This is a genomic window from Aequorivita vladivostokensis (assembly GCF_000952855.1).
GTDB lineage: Bacteria > Bacteroidota > Bacteroidia > Flavobacteriales > Flavobacteriaceae > Aequorivita > Aequorivita vladivostokensis.
On record NZ_JSVU01000002.1, the window covers coordinates 250,500 to 268,008 of the forward strand.

The 17,509-nt window shown below is 36.7% G+C and carries 22 protein-coding genes; 21 read left to right on the forward strand and 1 reads right to left on the reverse strand.

What is annotated here, in order from left to right; genetic code table 11:
- Window positions 1-68: 68 nt before the first annotated feature.
- Complete coding sequence (locus MB09_RS03830) at window positions 69-488, reverse strand: HYC_CC_PP family protein (protein WP_045079555.1); 420 nt, start codon at window positions 486-488, stop codon at window positions 69-71.
- A 293-nt stretch (window positions 489-781) separates the two neighbouring features.
- On the opposite strand from MB09_RS03830, the gene MB09_RS03835 reads away from it, so the two are divergent.
- The 21 genes from MB09_RS03835 (at window position 782) to MB09_RS03935 (ending at window position 17,509) form a co-directional block, all read left to right on the forward strand.
- Complete coding sequence (locus MB09_RS03835) at window positions 782-1,204, forward strand: HYC_CC_PP family protein (RefSeq protein ID WP_045079556.1); 423 nt, start codon at window positions 782-784, stop codon at window positions 1,202-1,204.
- A 189-nt stretch (window positions 1,205-1,393) separates the two neighbouring features.
- Window positions 1,394-1,975: a helix-turn-helix domain-containing protein gene (locus MB09_RS03840; protein ID WP_045079557.1), complete on the forward strand. Its 582-nt coding sequence runs from the start codon at window positions 1,394-1,396 to the stop codon at window positions 1,973-1,975.
- Window positions 1,976-2,055: 80 nt separating this feature from the next.
- The gene (locus tag MB09_RS03845) at window positions 2,056-2,661 is read left to right on the forward strand and encodes a WG repeat-containing protein (protein ID WP_045079558.1); all 606 of its coding nucleotides are present in this window, start codon (window positions 2,056-2,058) and stop codon (window positions 2,659-2,661) included.
- Window positions 2,662-2,825: 164 nt separating this feature from the next.
- Window positions 2,826-3,293 (forward strand): hypothetical protein, encoded by a 468-nt coding sequence (locus MB09_RS03850; RefSeq protein ID WP_045079559.1) that lies wholly within the window; start codon window positions 2,826-2,828, stop codon window positions 3,291-3,293.
- A 305-nt stretch (window positions 3,294-3,598) separates the two neighbouring features.
- Window positions 3,599-3,817, forward strand: a complete 219-nt coding sequence (locus MB09_RS03855) for a heavy-metal-associated domain-containing protein (RefSeq protein ID WP_205618087.1) — start codon at window positions 3,599-3,601, stop codon at window positions 3,815-3,817.
- A 19-nt stretch (window positions 3,818-3,836) separates the two neighbouring features.
- Window positions 3,837-4,055, forward strand: coding sequence for an SHOCT domain-containing protein (locus tag MB09_RS03860; protein ID WP_045079561.1), 219 nt, complete (start codon window positions 3,837-3,839; stop codon window positions 4,053-4,055).
- A 17-nt stretch (window positions 4,056-4,072) separates the two neighbouring features.
- Complete coding sequence (locus tag MB09_RS03865; protein WP_045079562.1) at window positions 4,073-4,351, forward strand: DUF5676 family membrane protein; 279 nt, start codon at window positions 4,073-4,075, stop codon at window positions 4,349-4,351.
- 114 nt (window positions 4,352-4,465) lie between these two features.
- Window positions 4,466-5,077, forward strand: a complete 612-nt coding sequence (locus tag MB09_RS03870) for a lycopene cyclase domain-containing protein (RefSeq protein ID WP_240484803.1) — start codon at window positions 4,466-4,468, stop codon at window positions 5,075-5,077.
- A gap of 15 nt (window positions 5,078-5,092) precedes the next feature.
- Window positions 5,093-5,554, forward strand: coding sequence for a universal stress protein (locus MB09_RS03875; protein ID WP_045079564.1), 462 nt, complete (start codon window positions 5,093-5,095; stop codon window positions 5,552-5,554).
- A 34-nt stretch (window positions 5,555-5,588) separates the two neighbouring features.
- On the forward strand, window positions 5,589-6,944 hold the full coding sequence (locus MB09_RS03880; RefSeq protein ID WP_045079565.1) for an NAD(P)/FAD-dependent oxidoreductase: 1,356 nt from the start codon (window positions 5,589-5,591) through the stop codon (window positions 6,942-6,944).
- Between the two features lie 16 nt (window positions 6,945-6,960).
- The gene (locus MB09_RS03885) at window positions 6,961-7,974 is read left to right on the forward strand and encodes a type II glyceraldehyde-3-phosphate dehydrogenase (RefSeq protein WP_045079566.1); all 1,014 of its coding nucleotides are present in this window, start codon (window positions 6,961-6,963) and stop codon (window positions 7,972-7,974) included.
- A 9-nt stretch (window positions 7,975-7,983) separates the two neighbouring features.
- The gene (locus tag MB09_RS03890) at window positions 7,984-9,045 is read left to right on the forward strand and encodes a class I fructose-bisphosphate aldolase (RefSeq protein WP_045079567.1); all 1,062 of its coding nucleotides are present in this window, start codon (window positions 7,984-7,986) and stop codon (window positions 9,043-9,045) included.
- A gap of 42 nt (window positions 9,046-9,087) precedes the next feature.
- A complete protein-coding gene (locus MB09_RS03895) occupies window positions 9,088-10,008 on the forward strand; it encodes an alpha/beta fold hydrolase (RefSeq protein WP_045079568.1) in 921 nt (306 codons plus the stop codon).
- A complete protein-coding gene (locus MB09_RS03900) occupies window positions 9,995-10,969 on the forward strand; it encodes an ATP-dependent 6-phosphofructokinase (RefSeq protein ID WP_045079569.1) in 975 nt (324 codons plus the stop codon). Before MB09_RS03895 ends, MB09_RS03900 begins: the two co-directional genes overlap by 14 nt.
- A gap of 11 nt (window positions 10,970-10,980) precedes the next feature.
- A complete protein-coding gene (locus tag MB09_RS03905) occupies window positions 10,981-11,979 on the forward strand; it encodes a 2-hydroxyacid dehydrogenase (protein ID WP_045079570.1) in 999 nt (332 codons plus the stop codon).
- Window positions 11,980-11,997: 18 nt separating this feature from the next.
- Window positions 11,998-12,624, forward strand: coding sequence for an L-2-amino-thiazoline-4-carboxylic acid hydrolase (locus MB09_RS03910; RefSeq protein WP_045079571.1), 627 nt, complete (start codon window positions 11,998-12,000; stop codon window positions 12,622-12,624).
- A 12-nt stretch (window positions 12,625-12,636) separates the two neighbouring features.
- Window positions 12,637-13,467, forward strand: coding sequence for a universal stress protein (locus tag MB09_RS03915; RefSeq protein WP_045079572.1), 831 nt, complete (start codon window positions 12,637-12,639; stop codon window positions 13,465-13,467).
- Window positions 13,468-13,470: 3 nt separating this feature from the next.
- A complete protein-coding gene (locus MB09_RS03920) occupies window positions 13,471-14,313 on the forward strand; it encodes an ATP cone domain-containing protein (protein ID WP_045079573.1) in 843 nt (280 codons plus the stop codon).
- Between the two features lie 25 nt (window positions 14,314-14,338).
- On the forward strand, window positions 14,339-14,593 hold the full coding sequence (locus tag MB09_RS03925) for a hypothetical protein (RefSeq protein WP_045079574.1): 255 nt from the start codon (window positions 14,339-14,341) through the stop codon (window positions 14,591-14,593).
- 15 nt (window positions 14,594-14,608) lie between these two features.
- Window positions 14,609-15,985 carry an MBL fold metallo-hydrolase RNA specificity domain-containing protein gene (locus MB09_RS03930; protein WP_045079575.1) on the forward strand — a complete coding sequence of 459 codons (1,377 nt, stop codon included), beginning with the start codon at window positions 14,609-14,611 and terminating at the stop codon, window positions 15,983-15,985.
- A gap of 21 nt (window positions 15,986-16,006) precedes the next feature.
- Entirely contained in the window at window positions 16,007-17,509 is a 1,503-nt protein-coding gene (locus MB09_RS03935) for a thymidine phosphorylase family protein (RefSeq protein WP_045079777.1), read from the forward strand.

A 17,509-nucleotide genomic window follows, 5' to 3' on the forward strand; every position in this document is an offset into this window, starting at 1 on the left:
AAAGAGATAAACAAGCTGTAATGTCCTAAACAATTTAATGCAGGACTACAGTATTAATTACTTAAAAATCAAATAAGGAAAGTCTGGTCTAAAACTTGAATATCCCTGACCAAGGGAGGAGGTGTATAATCTTTATAGGAATTAAGTTCCGCTTGAGGTTCAACAAACAGAAGTATATAGGTGTGGACAAAAGCAGCAACAAATAACTGTTGTCCTCTTTCTAACTTGTCAAACGATGTTTTTAAAGTATCCTGACCTTTAATGGTCACTTGCTCATCACTACAGCAATCTTTTTTTGAGATATTACATTCTGATGAAAACGCATTGTTTTGTTGAACTTCCATCCCACAAGTTTCAACGTGTCCAAATAAGGAAGAATCCACTAAAGTATCTCCACAATAATGACTATCAACAGTAAAAGAAACTGTTGACAATAACACGATAAGTGCCAAGCAAACGGATGATATTTTATGAAAAACTTTTTTCATTAATGTTGCAAAGTTATAAAAAACTTATCTCATTTTGCATATTTAACAATTCTTTTGGAATCTTCAAGTTTTAAAATTGCCTGTTAAGATAGCTAAATATTGTTTGCAAAAAAAATTCTTTTATAGTTTCCTTTATATGATAAAAATCATATTTCTGTCGAATCTTTAAAAGTATCTTCGCATTAATTAATTTTGCCGTTAATTCATAAAAATTTGATATTAAGCTTATTAAGCCGTAGCATATAATCTATAAAAAATTATCAATGTTAGACAAAATTTATTAATTTTATACTGTGAAGTCTTTTTTTTCTAAAATAATATCCTTCTTTTTAGCAGCTTTAATACTGCTTTCTACTTCTTCTTTTACGGTAGATATGCACTTTTGCTGCAATAAACTGGTCGATATGTCTTTGATAGGCAAAGCAAAAGTCTGCGCAGAGAAGGTTCAAAAGAAAAAGGAACCTTCAAAACAATGCACTACGCTACAAGAAAAAGATTGCTGTAGTAATCAATCTTTTGTAAAAACAGGAGACGAAACCATTAAAAAGGCCAATATTGTACCAGAACCTGAAACGCTGGTTTTCCTAAATACTTTCTTTTATAGCTATATCAATCTTTTTGAAGGGTTGGATGATAAAGTAATTTTCTTTGAAACCTATCGGCCGCCACTTCTATCTACAGATATAATTATTCTCAACGAGACTTTTTTAATTTGAATTTCTTCATCGCAGATTAAATTTTATCTGCATTGCTTCCATAGCCAAGGTTTCACTTCTGGCTAACATTTTTGTACCCTGTTTTCCATAACATTGTACACCATTGAACAAAACCACACATCGCTAACCCTGTTAGGTTTTAACCTTTCAAATCATTGAGTCAAAACCAATGACAATACATTATATACTATGAGCAAACCAAAGGAATTTTGGATTAAAAATATGGTCTGTAATCGCTGCTTAAAAGTAATTCAACAGGAATTACAGCAACTTGGTGTAACGGTACTTTCATTGGAATTGGGAAGATTATTGGTAGAAGCACCAAAAAAAAACAACAATGAGATTGTGAATGCTGTAACAACAGTACTCCACGCAAATGATTTTGAAATTGTTGAAAACGGAGAAGAAATGCTTGTGGAAAGAATCAAGATTATTCTAATTGAACAATTGCAAGAGTTGCCATTACATTTAAAGTTAAAGACATCCGAACTATTGGCATCAAATCTTCATAAGGATTACAAGGCATTGAGCAAGCTTTTTTCTGCCAATGAAAAAACCACCATAGAGAAATACTTTATAAAACTAAAGATTGAAAAGGTAAAGGAACTCATTCAGCTCAAACAGTATTCGTTTTCCGATATAGGCTATATTTTGGATTACAGTAGCGTCAACCATTTGTCCAGACAGTTTAAAGAAGTAGTGGGTATGAGTATGACAGACTATAAAAATACAGAAAACTGGAAACGGAATTTTTATGATGAAATTATATAAATATCAACGAAAGTTGTGCAGATGACAACTTAAAGCAATCATTAATTTTATCAAATGAATCAAAATTAACTCAAACAAAAATGAAAAATTTACTTATCACATTAGTATTAATTCCCTTTTTCGGAATTGCTCAAACATTGGAAGATTTAGAATATATCTCACCTTTTAACAATAGTGTAGCTGCAATTAAAAAAGGAAACGAATGGGGCTTTATTGACCAAGATGGTAAGATAATCGTTGATTTTCGAAATGATTTGATACTTACCAAAACAGACAACGGAACTTATCCCATATTCAGTAACGAAAGATGTCTGATTGCACATCATAAAGATGGTGTGCTCTACTATGGCTATATAGATAAAACTGGAGAAACTGTCATTACACCGCAATACCTGAATGCCACCATCTTTGAATTTGGTAAGGTATTGGCTCTAAAGGTTGAAAAAGAAACCATAGGCTATAACGATATTTTCAAAAAGGACGTGGTAAACTACCATTATTTTGAAGTGGTTATAGATGAAGCAGGAAAAACCGCTGACCATTTAACTCAATTGGCCATTCATGTCTCGCCCAAAGATAAGAATGATAAAAATCCACCTGCTATTACCTCAAAAATGATTTCGGAGAATCTAGTAGCAGTTAAAGACAGTAATAAGAAATGGCGTGTTAAAAAAATAGAGCAATAATGAAAATGTACACAATACATAAAAAATTCAAAAAGATTGATGCTTTTTTTAAAATCTGTCAATTAATAGCTGATAATCCATTCCCTCAACTATAGTCATCTAGATTGTTGGGAATGGGTTTATAAAAATTAAAATAAATGTTTAACTCAATAAAATAATAAATTATGAAAACACTACTAATTGTTTTATCGGCAATTGGGCTTTTAAGCTTAAACAGTTGCAAACAAGAAACAGACCCATTAGCATTAATGGAAAATCCTGAAACCCGCACAGAAGTTTTTAATGCCATTACTAAAAATCACGACTATATGACCGAGTTTATGGAAAGTATGCACGGCAACCAACACGCAATGCAAATGATACAGGGCAATAAAAAAATGATGGGCACTATGATGCAAGGAGAAGGAATGCAAATGATGATGAAAGATAGTACGATGATGCACTCAATGATGAACGGAATGATGAATGACGGCAAAATGATGGGAACAATGATGAAAATGATGCACGAAAAAGGGATGATGAGCGAGGATTGTATGGAATCCTGTAAAAATATGATGGGCGAAAAAGGAATGGATATGCAAGGAATGAATATGGATAGCTCAATCAAAGAAGACCATAATGACCATCATTAATGTTTAACCATTAAAAACAAAAACAATGAAAAATAATCACTGGATATGGATGGTCATCGGTTGTGGATTACCACTTCTGTTCATCTTTTTCGCACCATCAATAGGTATCGGAAGCAGTTCTTCTCTCTTCATATTCATCCTATTTATGTTTGCTTGTCACTTATTTATGCCTCACGGTTCGCATCGTCACGGTGGACATTATCATTCACAGAATAGACAAAAAGAACACGAACACAGTAATGAAGTGTCTAAAACAGAACGAAAAGATGAAGGCAAAGAACACCATCACCATTAAATACTAAATAATGAAACAAAAATTTCAAATAAACGGAATTAGTTGTGGCGGATGTATTGCAAGAGTAAAAAAGACTTTGGAAGAACATCCCAATATAGAAAAAGCAGAGATTTTCTTGGCACCAAAAGGTGCTGCACTTATCACAATGGATGAAGCACTTTCAGTTGCCGACTTACAAAAGCAACTTGACAGACTCAATGGATATACAATTATAGAAATAAACCAATAACAATCTAAAATTTAAAAATATGCATTATTACGACGGACATTTTGGAGGAATGCACCTAATATGGTGGATTATATGGGTCATCTTACTTGCGTGGATATTTTTTATCCCGGCAGATATCCCTTATCAAAAAACAAAGAAGGACAGCCCACTGGATATTCTTAAAAACCGCTTTGCCAAAGGCGAAATATCCAAGGAAGAATTTGAGGAATCAAAAAAGGTTTTAAAATCAGACAACTAACTCAAAACTTTAAAATTATGTATCGATTAAACGTAAAAAAACTCGGATTTGCTTTTGGTCTTACAGGAGCAATAATTTACTTGGGTTGTATGATAGTAATGACAACAGCAGGACAAGAAGAAACAATAAGCTTTTTTAACAGTTTATTACACGGTTTGGATACCACAAGTATTATTAGAATGGACGTGCCATTGCTAGAAGCGTTCTTTGGCATAATACAAACTTTCATTTTAGGATGGCTTATAGGTGCCTGCATTGGCGCTTTTTATAATGCGCAAATAAAAGTTAAAAAATAAGAAGGTAAAATAGGATTTATGCAGTATGTCTGGTTTATATGGTCGCTAATTATTCTCGCACTTTGGGCAATCATCCATTTGTCAAAAAAGGGGTATAGGAAAGAAATGCTTAAAATGAGCCTAATTACTATGCCCTTTGGCTTAACAGAACCCTTGTTTGTGCCTGAATATTGGTTTCCCCCATCGTTATTTGATTTGGCCGAAAAAACTGGCTTTGATATAGAAAGTTTAATTTTTTCTTTCGCCATAGGCGGAATCGGAAATGTACTCTACAACTTTATTTTTAAAAGAGGCTTTGCCGAAATATCTCATAGCGAACGAAACCACAACAGGCATCGGTTGCATATTTACATACTTTTTATACCAGCAATCGTCTTCATCATTCTGGCGCTTTTCACCTCACTTAATCATATTTATTGTGGCATCATCGCTTTGTTCATCGGTGGATTGGCGACACTGTACTGTCGACCAGATTTAAAAGGAAAAATATGGGTCGGGGGAATCTTATTTACGGTATTGTACTTCATTTATTTCGGAAGCATCCTTCCGTTCTATCCCCAATACGTGGAGCTATACTGGAATCTTGACAACCTGACCCATATTCTTATCCTGGGAATCCCAATTGAAGAATTGCTTTTTGCCTTCACATTTGGGATGTACTGGTCTGGGTTATACGAACACCTGTATTGGAGAAAGCTTATACACTTAAATAAAGCCCGTAATTAATAAAACATTCAGATTATGAAAATAGTATTAGCAATAGATGGTTCGGATTTTAGCAAGGTTGCCATTAAGGAACTTGCAAAATTTCCATTACCAAAGGATAGTGAAGTTTGCATCATAAACGTTTATGAGCATCCTGCTCTGTCAACGCCAGAGCTCATTTCAACTACAGTAACACTTGATGTCTATTACCAAGAGTTTATATCCAATGCACAAAAGTTAGGAGAAAAAATCATTTCCGAAGCTGTCAAGGTTTTAAAAGAAAAGAATGGCTCGCTTACTATAACATCAAGTGTTGTAAGCGGTCTTCCAAAAAAAGAAATTTTAGAAAAAGCAGAATCCTTCGATGCCGATTTAATCGTGGTCGGCTCACAAGGGCAAGGCGCATTTTCACGTCTTTTATTGGGTTCTGTATCACAATATTTAGCAACACACGCCAAATGTTCAGTAATGATTGTGAAAGACAAGGATGCAAAGTAAACTACGGCCAACATCAATGGTATAAAAACTAAATATGAACGTCAACCATTCAAATATTACTATTACAGAATCTGCTTGCAAGATAGCAGATGAAATCTGCTTGCCAGATACTTATTTACCTCGTGTTGTTGTTATAGGTGGCGGGTTTGCAGGTTTGGCATTGGTTGAAAAACTGAAACACAAAGAAGTGCAGGTGGTACTGATTGACAAAAACAACTTCCACCAGTTTCAGCCATTATTTTATCAGGTGGCAACAAGTGCTTTGGAGCCTGACAGTATTGTTTTTCCATTTAGAAAACAAATCAATGGCTATAAAAACGTATTGTTTCGTTTGGCTGAAGTCGAGGAAATCCAACCTTCTACAAACACCATTATAACCAATAAGGGAAATGTTCATTTCGACTATCTCGTATTGGCAACTGGAACAACTACCAATTTTTTTGGTATGGACAGTGTCGAGTCCCATAGTCTTGGGATGAAAGACATTCGCGATTCTCTAAATATTCGCCATATGATGCTTCAAAATCTGGAACAAGCTGCAATCACTTGTGATGATAAAGAACGTGATGCCCTGACAAATTTTGTCATCGTTGGCGGCGGCCCTGCTGGCGTAGAGATGGCAGGCGCTTTGGCTGAATTCTGTAAATACATTCTCCCCAAGGATTATCCAGAATACCCTTCTTCCATTATGAATATTTATTTAATTGAGGCTGTTGGAGAATTGTTGGGTGCAATGTCTGACAAAGCCTCTTCTAAAACTCTAAAATACTTGAAGGACTTAAAAGTAAAGGTACTATTCAATGAATCGGTAAGTGATTATGACGGCTCTTTAGTCACAACCAAAAGTGGAAAAACCATTTTAGCCAAAAACCTAATCTGGACGGCGGGTGTTAAAGGACAGTTCCCAAAAGGGATTGATGAAAAACACGTGGTTAGGGGCAATCGCTTAAAAACCAACTTTTTTTTAATGGTAGAAGGCTACAAAAACATTTTTGCCATAGGCGATATCGCAGCACTTATTTCAAAAGACACTCCAAAAGGACATCCACAAGTAGCACAGGCAGCAATTCAACAAGGCAAATGGTTGGGTAATTCATTACTAAAAATTATTAAAGATAAGCCTGTAAAACCTTTCGAATATAAAGACAAAGGTTCATTGGCCACAGTAGGAAAACGCAAGGCAGTAGCCGATTTGGGGAAATTCAAATTTGCAGGTTATTTCGCTTGGTTGCTATGGTCAATTGTACACTTATTATCCATAAGCGGATTTAGAAATAGATTGATGGTTGGTTTTAATTGGGCGGTAAGCTATTTCACATATGAAAAGAGCAACCGCCTGATTATTAGAAATTTTAAACCCAAATCATTAGTAAATGAAACAGAAGAATAATTTATAAACAATTCAAATGAAAAAAATAGCAGTTATAGGATACGGAGTCATTGGAAAAAGGGTGGCCGATGCTATCAATCTACAAGACGATATGGAGCTTTCCGGAGTATGTGATATCATAAGCGATTGGCGCATTCAAAATGCCGTAAGAAAAGAGTACAATATCTACGCAGCAACTGAAGAAGCAGAAAACAAAATGAAATCCGAAGGTATTTCAGTAAAAGGCAATATGCAGGGGCTTTTAGAAAAATCAGACCTCGTCGTGGATTGTACACCTAAAAAGATTGCGGCTCAAAATGTAGCAATTTATAAAAAACAAAATATCAAATTTATTTTGCACGGAGGCGAAAAACACGAAACCACAGGTCATTCCTTTAGTGCCGAAAACAACTATAAATCGGCATTAAATTTAGATGCCACAAGGGTTGTTTCCTGCAACACCACCTCTATTTTAAGAACATTGACAGCTCTAAAAAGAGCGGATTTATTGGATTATGCCAGAGGCACACTTTTAAGAAGAGCCACAGATCCTTGGGAGAGCCATTTAGGTGGTATTATGAATACAATGGTCCCAGAAAAAAACATCCCGAGCCACCAAGGTCCGGATGCTAAAAGTGTAGACCCCGATTTGGATGTCATCACTGCCGCAGTAAAGGTCCCCCAAACCTTAAGCCATATGCACTACTGGAACGTGAAGTTAAAAAAACAAGCATCTAAAAAAGAAGTGCTAAATGCATTTAAAACGTCAAGCCGTATTAAATTGATTCGATATGACCAAGGGTTGGTGTCCAACAACACTATTAAGGAAATGTTTTTGGATATGGGAAGACCTTGGGGCGATATGTACGAAGTTGCCCTTTGGAAAGATATGTTGAAGGTAGTGGGAGATGAACTTTTCTACGCCTACGTAGTCGATAACCAAGCCATTGTAATTCCTGAAACAATCGATGCCATTAGAGCATTAACTGGAATTGAAACAGATGGCGCAAAATCCATTTCCAAAACCAATGAAAGTTTAGGAATCAAATAAAATTGACTTATGAAAACAGATGAAAACATAACAAAGATTTTAGGAGAAAAAGCATCCTACTATTTGGACCACGTTTGTGAAAAAATAACAAAGGATGAATTGCAAACACCAAGCAAAAACAGTCTCGACAAAGTATTTACCAATAGTAACAGAAATCCGCAAGTATTGCGCAGTCTTGCCCAATTGTACAATCACGGAAACATAGGTGGCACAGGTTACTTGAGTATTCTTCCTGTTGACCAAGGCATTGAGCATAGTGCTGCTTTCTCATTCTATAAAAACCCAGATTATTTTGACCCAGAGAATATCATCAAATTGGCAATAGAAGCAGGATGCAATGGAGTGGCTTCAACCTTTGGTGTTTTGGGATTAAATGCAAGAAAATATGCCCATAAAATTCCATTTATAGTGAAGATTAACCACAATGAACTGCTTACCTATCCCAACAAATATGACCAAACATTATTTGGAAAGGTCAAAGCGGCTTGGGATATGGGAGCGGCTGCAGTAGGTGCTACCATCTATTTTGGTTCTGAAGAAAGTAATAGACAGCTAAAGGAAATTTCGGAGGCTTTTGAAGAAGCTCACAATTTAGGTATGGCTACCATTTTATGGTGCTATACCCGAAACGAAGCCTTTAAAACTAAAAAAGAAGATTACCACGCTGCTGCCGATGTAACTGGACAGGCCAATCACTTGGGTGTTACTATTCAGGCAGATATTATTAAACAAAAATTGCCTACAAACAATTTTGGCTTTAAAGAGATAGGGTTTGGAAAATATGATGATGAAATGTATGATACGTTGACAACAGATCATCCTATTGACCTTTGTAGGTTACAAGTAGCCAATTGTTATATGGGTAAAATAGGATTAATTAATTCCGGTGGCGGCTCTAAAGGAGCGTCCGATATAGTGGAAGCGGTTACAACAGCCGTAATCAATAAAAGGGCAGGCGGTTCTGGGTTGATAATGGGTCGAAAGGCATTTCAAAAACCCTTTGGTGAAGGGGTTAAATTAATCAATGCTGTGCAAAGCATCTATTTAGATGAAAAAATAAATATTGCATAATCACTAAACGAGGACATAAAAAAATTGATTCATCTTTTAATAATGACGTTACTATTCATTTCCATAGTGTTCATTTTACCTGTAGTAGCTATTGCAGGCTATCAGCATTACAAGATTGGTACGCAACCAGCTTATGATGCCAACGAAACGCTCTTGAATTATGAAATAATAGGTTCTGGAATAAACAAACTCGTTTTGCTGCACGGTTTAACAGGCTCGTTGAATTATTGGAAACGTGAATTAGAAAGCATAACTAAAACACATTCCTTGCTTTTGATAGACCTTCTAGGCTTTGGTGATTCGCCAAAACCAAAAAGTGATTATTCCTTATCGGTACAACTGCAAGCGTTAGAATTGATTTTAAAAAAAGAAGGGTTCAATGATGGAAAAACAACTATTGCGGGACATTCAATGGGAGCGATAATTTCATTAGCACTTTTAGAGAAATATGCTCATTGGTTCAAGGCAGGAGTTTTTATCGGCATACCTGTTTATAAAGATGCAGATGAATTTAAGAAAGTAATGTCCACACATTCCCTTGTGGATAGGATTTCGTCAAGTAAATTCTCAAAATACATCTGTATGATTCATCCCATATTTATGTCACGTGCATTCAAACCCGATAACCTAACGGATGAAGTTTATGAAGATGCAAAAAAGCATCATTGGATGAGTTATTATTATTCGCTCACTGAAGTCATCTTGAAAACAGATTTATATGTGATGGCAAGGAAAATTAAGGATAAAGACGTGCTTTTTATCCACGGAGAAAAAGACACCACGGCGCCTTTAGAGAATGCCTTAAAATTATCAAGGGAATTTAAAAATGCACACCTGATTACTTCATCGGAAGGAGACCATCAATTCTTTTTGAAAGAAGCAGAATTTGTTTGGAACACAATCCAAGGTTTTACTATTTCAGAAAAAAAGTTACAAAAAACCATATCTAATGAACACTATTAAAATTAAACATATAGGCGTATTTACATCTGGAGGTGATAGCCCTGGTATGAACGCTGCTCTGTACGCCATTGCCAAATCCGCTGAAGCAAAGAGTATAAAAACTAGTGGTTTTCGAAAAGGGTATGAAGGGTTGATAGATGGGGATTTAATATCCTTAAAATCACACGAATTACAAAAGTCATTACACCAAGGTGGCACTGTCCTAAAAACAGCACGGAGCAAGCGATTTCTGGAACTGGAGGGTCGAAAAAAAGCATTGCAAACCATAAAAGCGAACAACGTAGATGCCCTAATTGCTATTGGCGGCGATGGCACATTTAAAGGTCTATTGGCTTTTTCAGAAATATGCGATATCCCATTTATAGGTATTCCAGGAACTATCGACAACGATATTTCCGGTACAGATTACACCCTCGGTTTTGATTCCGCAGTAAATACAGCCATTGAAAATATTGATAAAATACGAGATACCGCTGAATCCCACAACCGTGTGTTCATTGTAGAAGTAATGGGAAGGGATTCAGGCTATATCGCTATTCATTCGGGTTTGATGGTCGGTGCAGATGCCATCCTAATTCCAGAAAGCGGGAAAGACTTTATATACCTATTGGACAAGGTTAAAAACTACGATAGCGAAGATGCCTTCCTTGTCGTGGTTTCTGAAGGTGATGAAATAGGTGCTGAACTTGTTTCCTCAAAAATAAAGGAGGTTAATCCCGATGTCGATTTACGAATCACCAAACTTGGCCACGTACAGCGAGGCGGAAATCCTTCTGCTTTAGATAGAATGTTGGGAATTAGACTTGGAGTGGCAAGTGTAAACGTCCTTTCAGAAGGTAAAAAGAACGCGATGGTTGGAATTTTGAATAATCAATTGCACCTAACCCCTTTTAAAGAGGTAGTCAAACAACATCAGGTAAATACTGAATTATATGAACTTTTAGAACTATTTGGGAAGTAAAATAAAAAGAAATGAAAACAACCATATACAGCACACATAAATTCGATAAACCTTCCATTGTAAATGCCAATAATGGAAAGCATCAACTGAATTTTTTAGAATTTCGACTAACAAAGGAAACCGCCTTATTGGCAGAAGACTCAAAGGCCATAGCACTTTTTTCCAGTGATGACGCCTCTTCGGAAGTGTTGAAGATTTTACACAAGCAGGGCATAAAATTCATCGCTTTACGCTCGGCAGGTTTTAATCACGTCGATTTAAAAAAAGCATCAGAACTGGGTATAAAAGTGGCTCGTGTGCCAGCATATTCCCCGTATGCAATTGCCGAACATACAATGGCGCTGATACTTGCATTAAATCGAAAATTAATTAAAGCGCACAATAGGGTTCGCGAACAAAACTTTTCATTGAACGGCCTGACTGGTTTCGACCTCAATGGAAAAACCGTGGGTGTGATTGGAACAGGGAAAATTGGGTCTGTGCTCATAAAAATTCTACACGGATTTGGTTGCAATATTCTTGCTCAAGATATTAATGAAGACCAAAATATGATAGATAAATATGGTGTAATCTATACGGATTGTGCAACGCTCTGTAAACACTCCGATATAATAAGCCTGCACATACCATTAAAAGTTTCAACAAAACACTTGATTGACAAAGAACATATTGCACTTATGAAACCTGGAGTAATGCTCATCAATACCAGTCGTGGCGGATTGGTAGATACCAAGGCGGTTATCGAAGGATTGAAAACCAAAAAAATTGGCTATTTCGGAATAGATGTTTACGAGGAAGAAGAAGGGTTGTTCTTTGAAGACCATTCTGAAGATATTTTGCAAGACGATGTGATTGCACGATTAATGACCTTCAACAATGTATTAATCACAAGCCATCAAGCATTTTTAACCGAAACAGCTATGACCAATATTGCTGAAACAACCATATATAATCTGGACTGTTTTGAAAAGCAAGTGCGTTCTGGAAACGAAGTCTTTTCGGAAAATTAACAATAACCAAAAATAACAATGTTAAAAATAATCCTTCTATGGTATAAAACAGTTGCAGCAAAAGCCGCAACAGAAGTGCTGACGCCCAATTTTGAAGATATTGAAATTAAGGCAATCCTCAAGGGCTATTGGCTACGCTACAATGCGTTGAAAAGGGAGATTAAAAAAGAACCAACTTTTGGAGGAACACTTATGGTTCATCTTGCAGCAATGTCTACGGCTTTTTATCAAGAATTGACACAAAGAGGGATAAGTAATGCCAAAACCACAAAATACTTTTACGATATCGCTTGGAAGGTCTATAAAATAATGGGTAAGCTATCTTGGAATATTACTCGACTAAAGTATCAAAGTAATGCTAAAAGGCTAAAATATGCCACCGAACTGTTTAGGGCATTTCCCTTCAGCAGCCCTTCCTATAAATGGGAAAACATTCTTCAACCCGATAGTTCTGTTTGCTTTAATTGCACCAAATGTCCCGTTGCCGAATATTTTGAAACCAAAGGACTGTCCGAGTTCTGTGTAAATACTTGGTGTGCATTAGACTTTCCATTGGCCGAAATGTGGAATGCTAAATTGGAACGCACAAATAGTATTGCAGGTGGAGCAAAACTTTGTGATTTTAAATGGAAACCTAATAATTAAAATTTAAATAAAATGAAAAACATACTCGTACCCACCGATTTCTCTGAAAACTGTATCAAAGCTGCACATTTAGGCATTAAAGTGGCCAAACTGTATAAGGCCGAAATACACTTTTTACACCTATTGAAAACCCCTGTAGATTGGGTGAAATTGGATAAGCAAAAGGAAAACAGATATCCAGAGACATTAAAAAAAATTGGCAATGCCAGAGCAGCTTTACGAGAACTGGAAAGAACCGCAGAACGTGAAGGATTAAAATGTCGCAGGTTTCTACAATTTGATGCTGGACAAGGCGATATTTTAGACCATTCAAATCATTATCACCACGATTTCATCATAACAGGAAGCAGTGGCACCAAGGGGGTCATCCGAGAAATAACTGGTAGTAATGTCGAAGAGATTGTTCGAAAAGCAAATGCTCCTGTTATTGTGGTAAAGGATGAACCAGTATCGTTTCCGTTCAAAGACATTGTATTTGTTTCAGACTTTAAGGAAGATGTCAGTCGACCGTTTCAAGAAGTGCAATCCATTGCTGAAAAATGTGATGCAAAAATCCATCTGTTACGGATTAATACAGAAACTGACTTCAATAGCATCGAGCAAGGATTAAACCCAATAAAAGAGTTTCTGCAAAAATTTCCATCAGTAAAAAACTATGGGATGGCTGTTTACAATGAACCTTCGGTAGAAACGGGAATCAACACGTTTGTAGAACAGCAGCCAACAGATTTAATTGCAATGGTTACACACGGCAAGACAGGGTTTTTAAGTCTATTCTCTAAAAGCATCGCTGAAGGTGTTACCAATCATTCCACATTACCCGTAATGACAATACATATTTAAAAAATGGAAAACTCAATTAAAATAGTGAAACACTCTGGAGATGTAGTTGAATTTGATGTGGACAAACTCATCAATTCACTAAAACGGGCACAGGCAAACGATACCGTGATTAAGCAAATAGTAGCACAAATTGAGTCTACAATTTACGATGGTATTACTACAAAAAAAATCTACCAAATGGCATTTAAAATGCTTAAAGGTAAATCACGTGTAAGTGCCTCAAAGTACAAACTCAAAAAAGCCTTGATGGAATTAGGGCCTTCCGGTTTTCCATTTGAAAAATTAGTGGGGAAACTATTGGCACACGAAGGGTTTGAAACAAAGGTTGGTGTGATTGTACAGGGCAATTGCGTGCAACACGAAGTAGATGTTATAGCCCAAAAGAATAATTACCATTATATGATTGAGTGCAAATACCATAGCGACCAAGGACGGTTTTGCAATGTCAAGATTCCCTTGTACATCCATTCACGGTTTTTGGATGTTGAAAAACAATGGGAACATCAAAAAGGTCACGAGGCCAAACTACATAAAGGCGGTGTGTACACCAATACACGATTTACAACCGATGCGGTGCAATATGGTAAATGTGTTGGATTGTTATTGACAAGCTGGGATTATCCTATGGAAAATGGTTTAAAAGACAGAATAGACAAGTCTGGATTTCATCCCTTAACAGCATTAACAACTCTGACCAAATCCGAAAAAACAAAATTATTGGATAAAGGAATTGTACTCTGCAAAGAGCTTCACGAAAAACCTACTTTATTAAACCAAATTGGAATTGATAAAACAAGACATAAAAAGATTTTGGAAGATTCTGAAGCATTATGCAAAAACCATTAAAAAATATAATCTTAAAAATAATTATATGAAAACTAAAGAAACAAAACCACAGAATAACATAGATTTTGAGCCTTTTTACGAAGCATTGGAGAATGACCCGAAACTACTTGAAGAGGCCTTGGAAATACTATTGGATATGGTAGACTTTGAACCTAAATCCATAAAAAAGGTAGCACTCTATATCAAAGAGGATTCACGAAACCTATATAAAGAAATAGTAGAATTGAGTAAATCTAACCAAGATAAAGGGAATACACCTTCTTGCTGTGGTGGACTTTAAATAAATAGTACAAAGATGAATAACACTAAAATAAACATTCACTTTCTGGGCGCAGCTGGTACAGTAACCGGCTCAAAATATTTAGTGGATACGGGAGAAAGAAAGATATTGATAGACTGCGGACTATTTCAAGGGTTGAAGGAATTGCGCCTTAAAAACTGGGAATATCCACCCGTTGAAGTTTCAGAAATTGATATGGTCTTGCTTACCCACGGCCATATGGACCACACAGGGTATTTACCTCGATTGGTAAAACAAGGGTTTAAAGGCCCGATTTACGGCACTAATCCCACTTTGGACATTGCAAAAATCATTTTGAACGATAGTGCAAAAATCCAAGAGCAGGAAGCCGAACGCGCCAACAAAGAAGGCTATTCCAAACATAGTCCGGCAGAACCGCTTTACGATTTAAACGATGTTGAAAAAACCCTTCCACATTTCAAGGGAGTACCACCTGCTCAATGGATGCCATTGATGAAAAATATAAAGGCCAGATTTCAATACAATGGTCATATTCTCGGTGCCACTTACATCGAGTTGGATATACACGGAAAACGTTTTGTCTTTTCGGGAGATATTGGAAGAACCAATGATTTATTGCTCTACCCACCACTAAAACCAAAAAAAGCGGATGTGCTTTTCATTGAATCCACTTATGGCGGAAGATTTCATCCAGATGAAGTAGAAGCACTGCCACAGATTGAAAAATTGGTCAACGATACCATCAATAGAGGTGGCAGCCTGTTTATTCCAAGCTTTTCGGTAGAACGTGCCCAATTGATGATGCTCATTTTTTGGAGATTATTAAAAGAGAACAAAATACCGAAAGTACAAATGATAATGGACAGTCCAATGGGAGCGAATGTACTCGAACTCTTCCACCGTACAAGGGATTGGCACAGATTAGAGGACAATGAATGTGATGAAATGTGCTCACATTTCACGGTCGTAAGCAGTTATCGTGAAACAATGGAATTAAGAACAGACAACAAACCAAAAATCGTGATTGCTGGAAGTGGAATGCTTACAGGTGGAAGAATGCTCAACTATCTCGAAACCCAAGCGCAAAACCCAAATAACACCTTACTTTTTGTAGGCTATCAAGCTGAAGGCACTCGTGGAAGAAAACTATTGGAAGGCGACAAGGAATTAAAAGTGTATGGAAAAACGGTATCCTTTCAAATGGAAGTAGCCGAAATTCAAGGCCTCTCTGCACACGCAGACCACGCTGAACTTTTGGATTGGATGAGCAAAATAAAAAATAAACCAGCCCGAATTTTTATTGTGCACGGAGAAAAAGAAGGTGCCGAAGCACTTCAAAAAGGAATAAAGGAAACCTATGGGTGGGATGCGGAAATCCCGCAACTCTACAACATTGAAGAAATAGAATAGCTTTTGGAAAAATTAAAAATTATGGAACAACACTCAAACATATTAAAATATAAGCATCTCGGAATCTATACACAAAACGAGAATGTAGTGTATATGCGTGAAGATTGCCACGTCTGTGTTTCCGAAGGGTTTGAGGCACTTACCCGAATAAGGATATCCAATGTAACCACATCAATCGTAGCAAGCCTTAATGTTTTAAATTCAGATATTCTGTCACCAAATGAAATAGGGCTATCTGATGCTGCTGCGAAAAAACTGAATGTTTCAGAAAATGATACTTTGTACGTTTCACATTTGGAACCTATTGAATCGTTAAGCCACGTCAGAGCGAAAATCTATAATCAAAAACTGGATTATAAAGCTTATAACGAGATTATAACCGATATCGTGGAAGGCGACTATTCAAACATCCACCTTTCGGCATTTATAACAGCCTGTGCAGGCGACCGAATGGATATTGATGAGATATCCGACCTTACCAAAGCTATGATAGCTTCCGGAAAGCAACTGGATTGGAACAAAGAAATCGTAGTCGATAAGCATTGCATTGGCGGATTACCTGGCAATAGAACCACACCATTAGTGGTTGCCATTGTGGCTGCTTACGGGCTTACGATGCCAAAAACATCATCGAGAGCTATCACTTCGCCAGCAGGCACAGCTGATACTATGGAAGTAATGACCAATGTTACCCTTTCATTAGAAGAAATAAAAACCGTGGTTGAAAAAGAAGGAGGCTGCATTGTTTGGGGCGGTACAGCGCAATTGAGTCCTGCGGACGATATTCTTATTAAAATTGAAAAAGCCTTGGATATTGATAGCGAAGGACAGCTCATTGCTTCGGTACTTTCAAAAAAAGCTGCGGCAGGTTCAACGCACGTCGTCATTGATATTCCCGTGGGAGAAACCGCCAAGGTACGTAGTACAGAAATGGCTCAAAAACTAAAAAACCATATGGAAACCGTTGGAACGGCTGTTGGGCTGAATGTAAAAGTTGTTATAACAGATGGCACACAGCCTGTCGGAAGAGGTATTGGTCCTGCTTTAGAAGCCATCGATATATTGAAAGTTTTAAAAAACGAAGCTGATGCACCAAATGACCTAAAGGAAAGGGCTTTGACTTTAGCTTCTGAACTATTAGAGCTTTCTGGGAAAGTAGAAAAAGGGAAAGGATTAATAACCGCAAATCAACTTCTCAAATCTGGAAAAGCTTATGAAAAATTTGTGGCCATTTGCAAAGCACAAGGTCGCTTTTCAAAACCTGTTTTAGCACCTTATAAAATCGAAATTAAAGCCGAAAAGTCAGGAGTTTTAAAAAGAATTGATAACCGAAAGATTGCAAAACTCGCCAAGCTTTCGGGGGCACCAAACTCAAAGTCGGCAGGGATTCTTTTAAATGTCCATTTAGACGAAAAAATTGAAATAGACCAATTGTTATATACAATATATGCAGAATCTCAAGGCGAACTTAATTATGCTTTGGAATATAAAAATAACCACGACGACATCATAACCATAATTTAA

Excerpts from the sequence above, each read along its gene's own strand:
- MB09_RS03900 (WP_045079569.1), top strand. The coding sequence starts at position 9,995 with ATGAACACTATTAAAATTAAACATATAGGCGTATTTACATCTGGAGGT.
- MB09_RS03910 (WP_045079571.1), top strand. The coding sequence starts at position 11,998 with ATGTTAAAAATAATCCTTCTATGGTATAAAACAGTTGCAGCAAAAGCC.
- MB09_RS03870 (WP_240484803.1), top strand. The coding sequence starts at position 4,466 with ATGAGCCTAATTACTATGCCCTTTGGCTTAACAGAACCCTTGTTTGTG.
- MB09_RS03920 (WP_045079573.1), top strand. The coding sequence starts at position 13,471 with ATGGAAAACTCAATTAAAATAGTGAAACACTCTGGAGATGTAGTTGAA.
- MB09_RS03840 (WP_045079557.1), top strand. The coding sequence starts at position 1,394 with ATGAGCAAACCAAAGGAATTTTGGATTAAAAATATGGTCTGTAATCGC.
- MB09_RS03850 (WP_045079559.1), top strand. The coding sequence starts at position 2,826 with ATGAAAACACTACTAATTGTTTTATCGGCAATTGGGCTTTTAAGCTTA.
- MB09_RS03895 (WP_045079568.1), top strand. The coding sequence starts at position 9,088 with ATGACGTTACTATTCATTTCCATAGTGTTCATTTTACCTGTAGTAGCT.
- MB09_RS03890 (WP_045079567.1), top strand. The coding sequence starts at position 7,984 with ATGAAAACAGATGAAAACATAACAAAGATTTTAGGAGAAAAAGCATCC.
- MB09_RS03935 (WP_045079777.1), top strand. The coding sequence starts at position 16,007 with ATGGAACAACACTCAAACATATTAAAATATAAGCATCTCGGAATCTAT.
- MB09_RS03930 (WP_045079575.1), top strand. The coding sequence starts at position 14,609 with ATGAATAACACTAAAATAAACATTCACTTTCTGGGCGCAGCTGGTACA.
- MB09_RS03875 (WP_045079564.1), top strand. The coding sequence starts at position 5,093 with ATGAAAATAGTATTAGCAATAGATGGTTCGGATTTTAGCAAGGTTGCC.
- MB09_RS03830 (WP_045079555.1), bottom strand. The coding sequence starts at position 488 with ATGAAAAAAGTTTTTCATAAAATATCATCCGTTTGCTTGGCACTTATC.
- MB09_RS03860 (WP_045079561.1), top strand. The coding sequence starts at position 3,837 with ATGCATTATTACGACGGACATTTTGGAGGAATGCACCTAATATGGTGG.
- MB09_RS03880 (WP_045079565.1), top strand. The coding sequence starts at position 5,589 with ATGAACGTCAACCATTCAAATATTACTATTACAGAATCTGCTTGCAAG.
- MB09_RS03885 (WP_045079566.1), top strand. The coding sequence starts at position 6,961 with ATGAAAAAAATAGCAGTTATAGGATACGGAGTCATTGGAAAAAGGGTG.
- MB09_RS03915 (WP_045079572.1), top strand. The coding sequence starts at position 12,637 with ATGAAAAACATACTCGTACCCACCGATTTCTCTGAAAACTGTATCAAA.
- MB09_RS03925 (WP_045079574.1), top strand. The coding sequence starts at position 14,339 with ATGAAAACTAAAGAAACAAAACCACAGAATAACATAGATTTTGAGCCT.
- MB09_RS03865 (WP_045079562.1), top strand. The coding sequence starts at position 4,073 with ATGTATCGATTAAACGTAAAAAAACTCGGATTTGCTTTTGGTCTTACA.
- MB09_RS03905 (WP_045079570.1), top strand. The coding sequence starts at position 10,981 with ATGAAAACAACCATATACAGCACACATAAATTCGATAAACCTTCCATT.
- MB09_RS03855 (WP_205618087.1), top strand. The coding sequence starts at position 3,599 with ATGAAACAAAAATTTCAAATAAACGGAATTAGTTGTGGCGGATGTATT.
- MB09_RS03845 (WP_045079558.1), top strand. The coding sequence starts at position 2,056 with ATGAAAAATTTACTTATCACATTAGTATTAATTCCCTTTTTCGGAATT.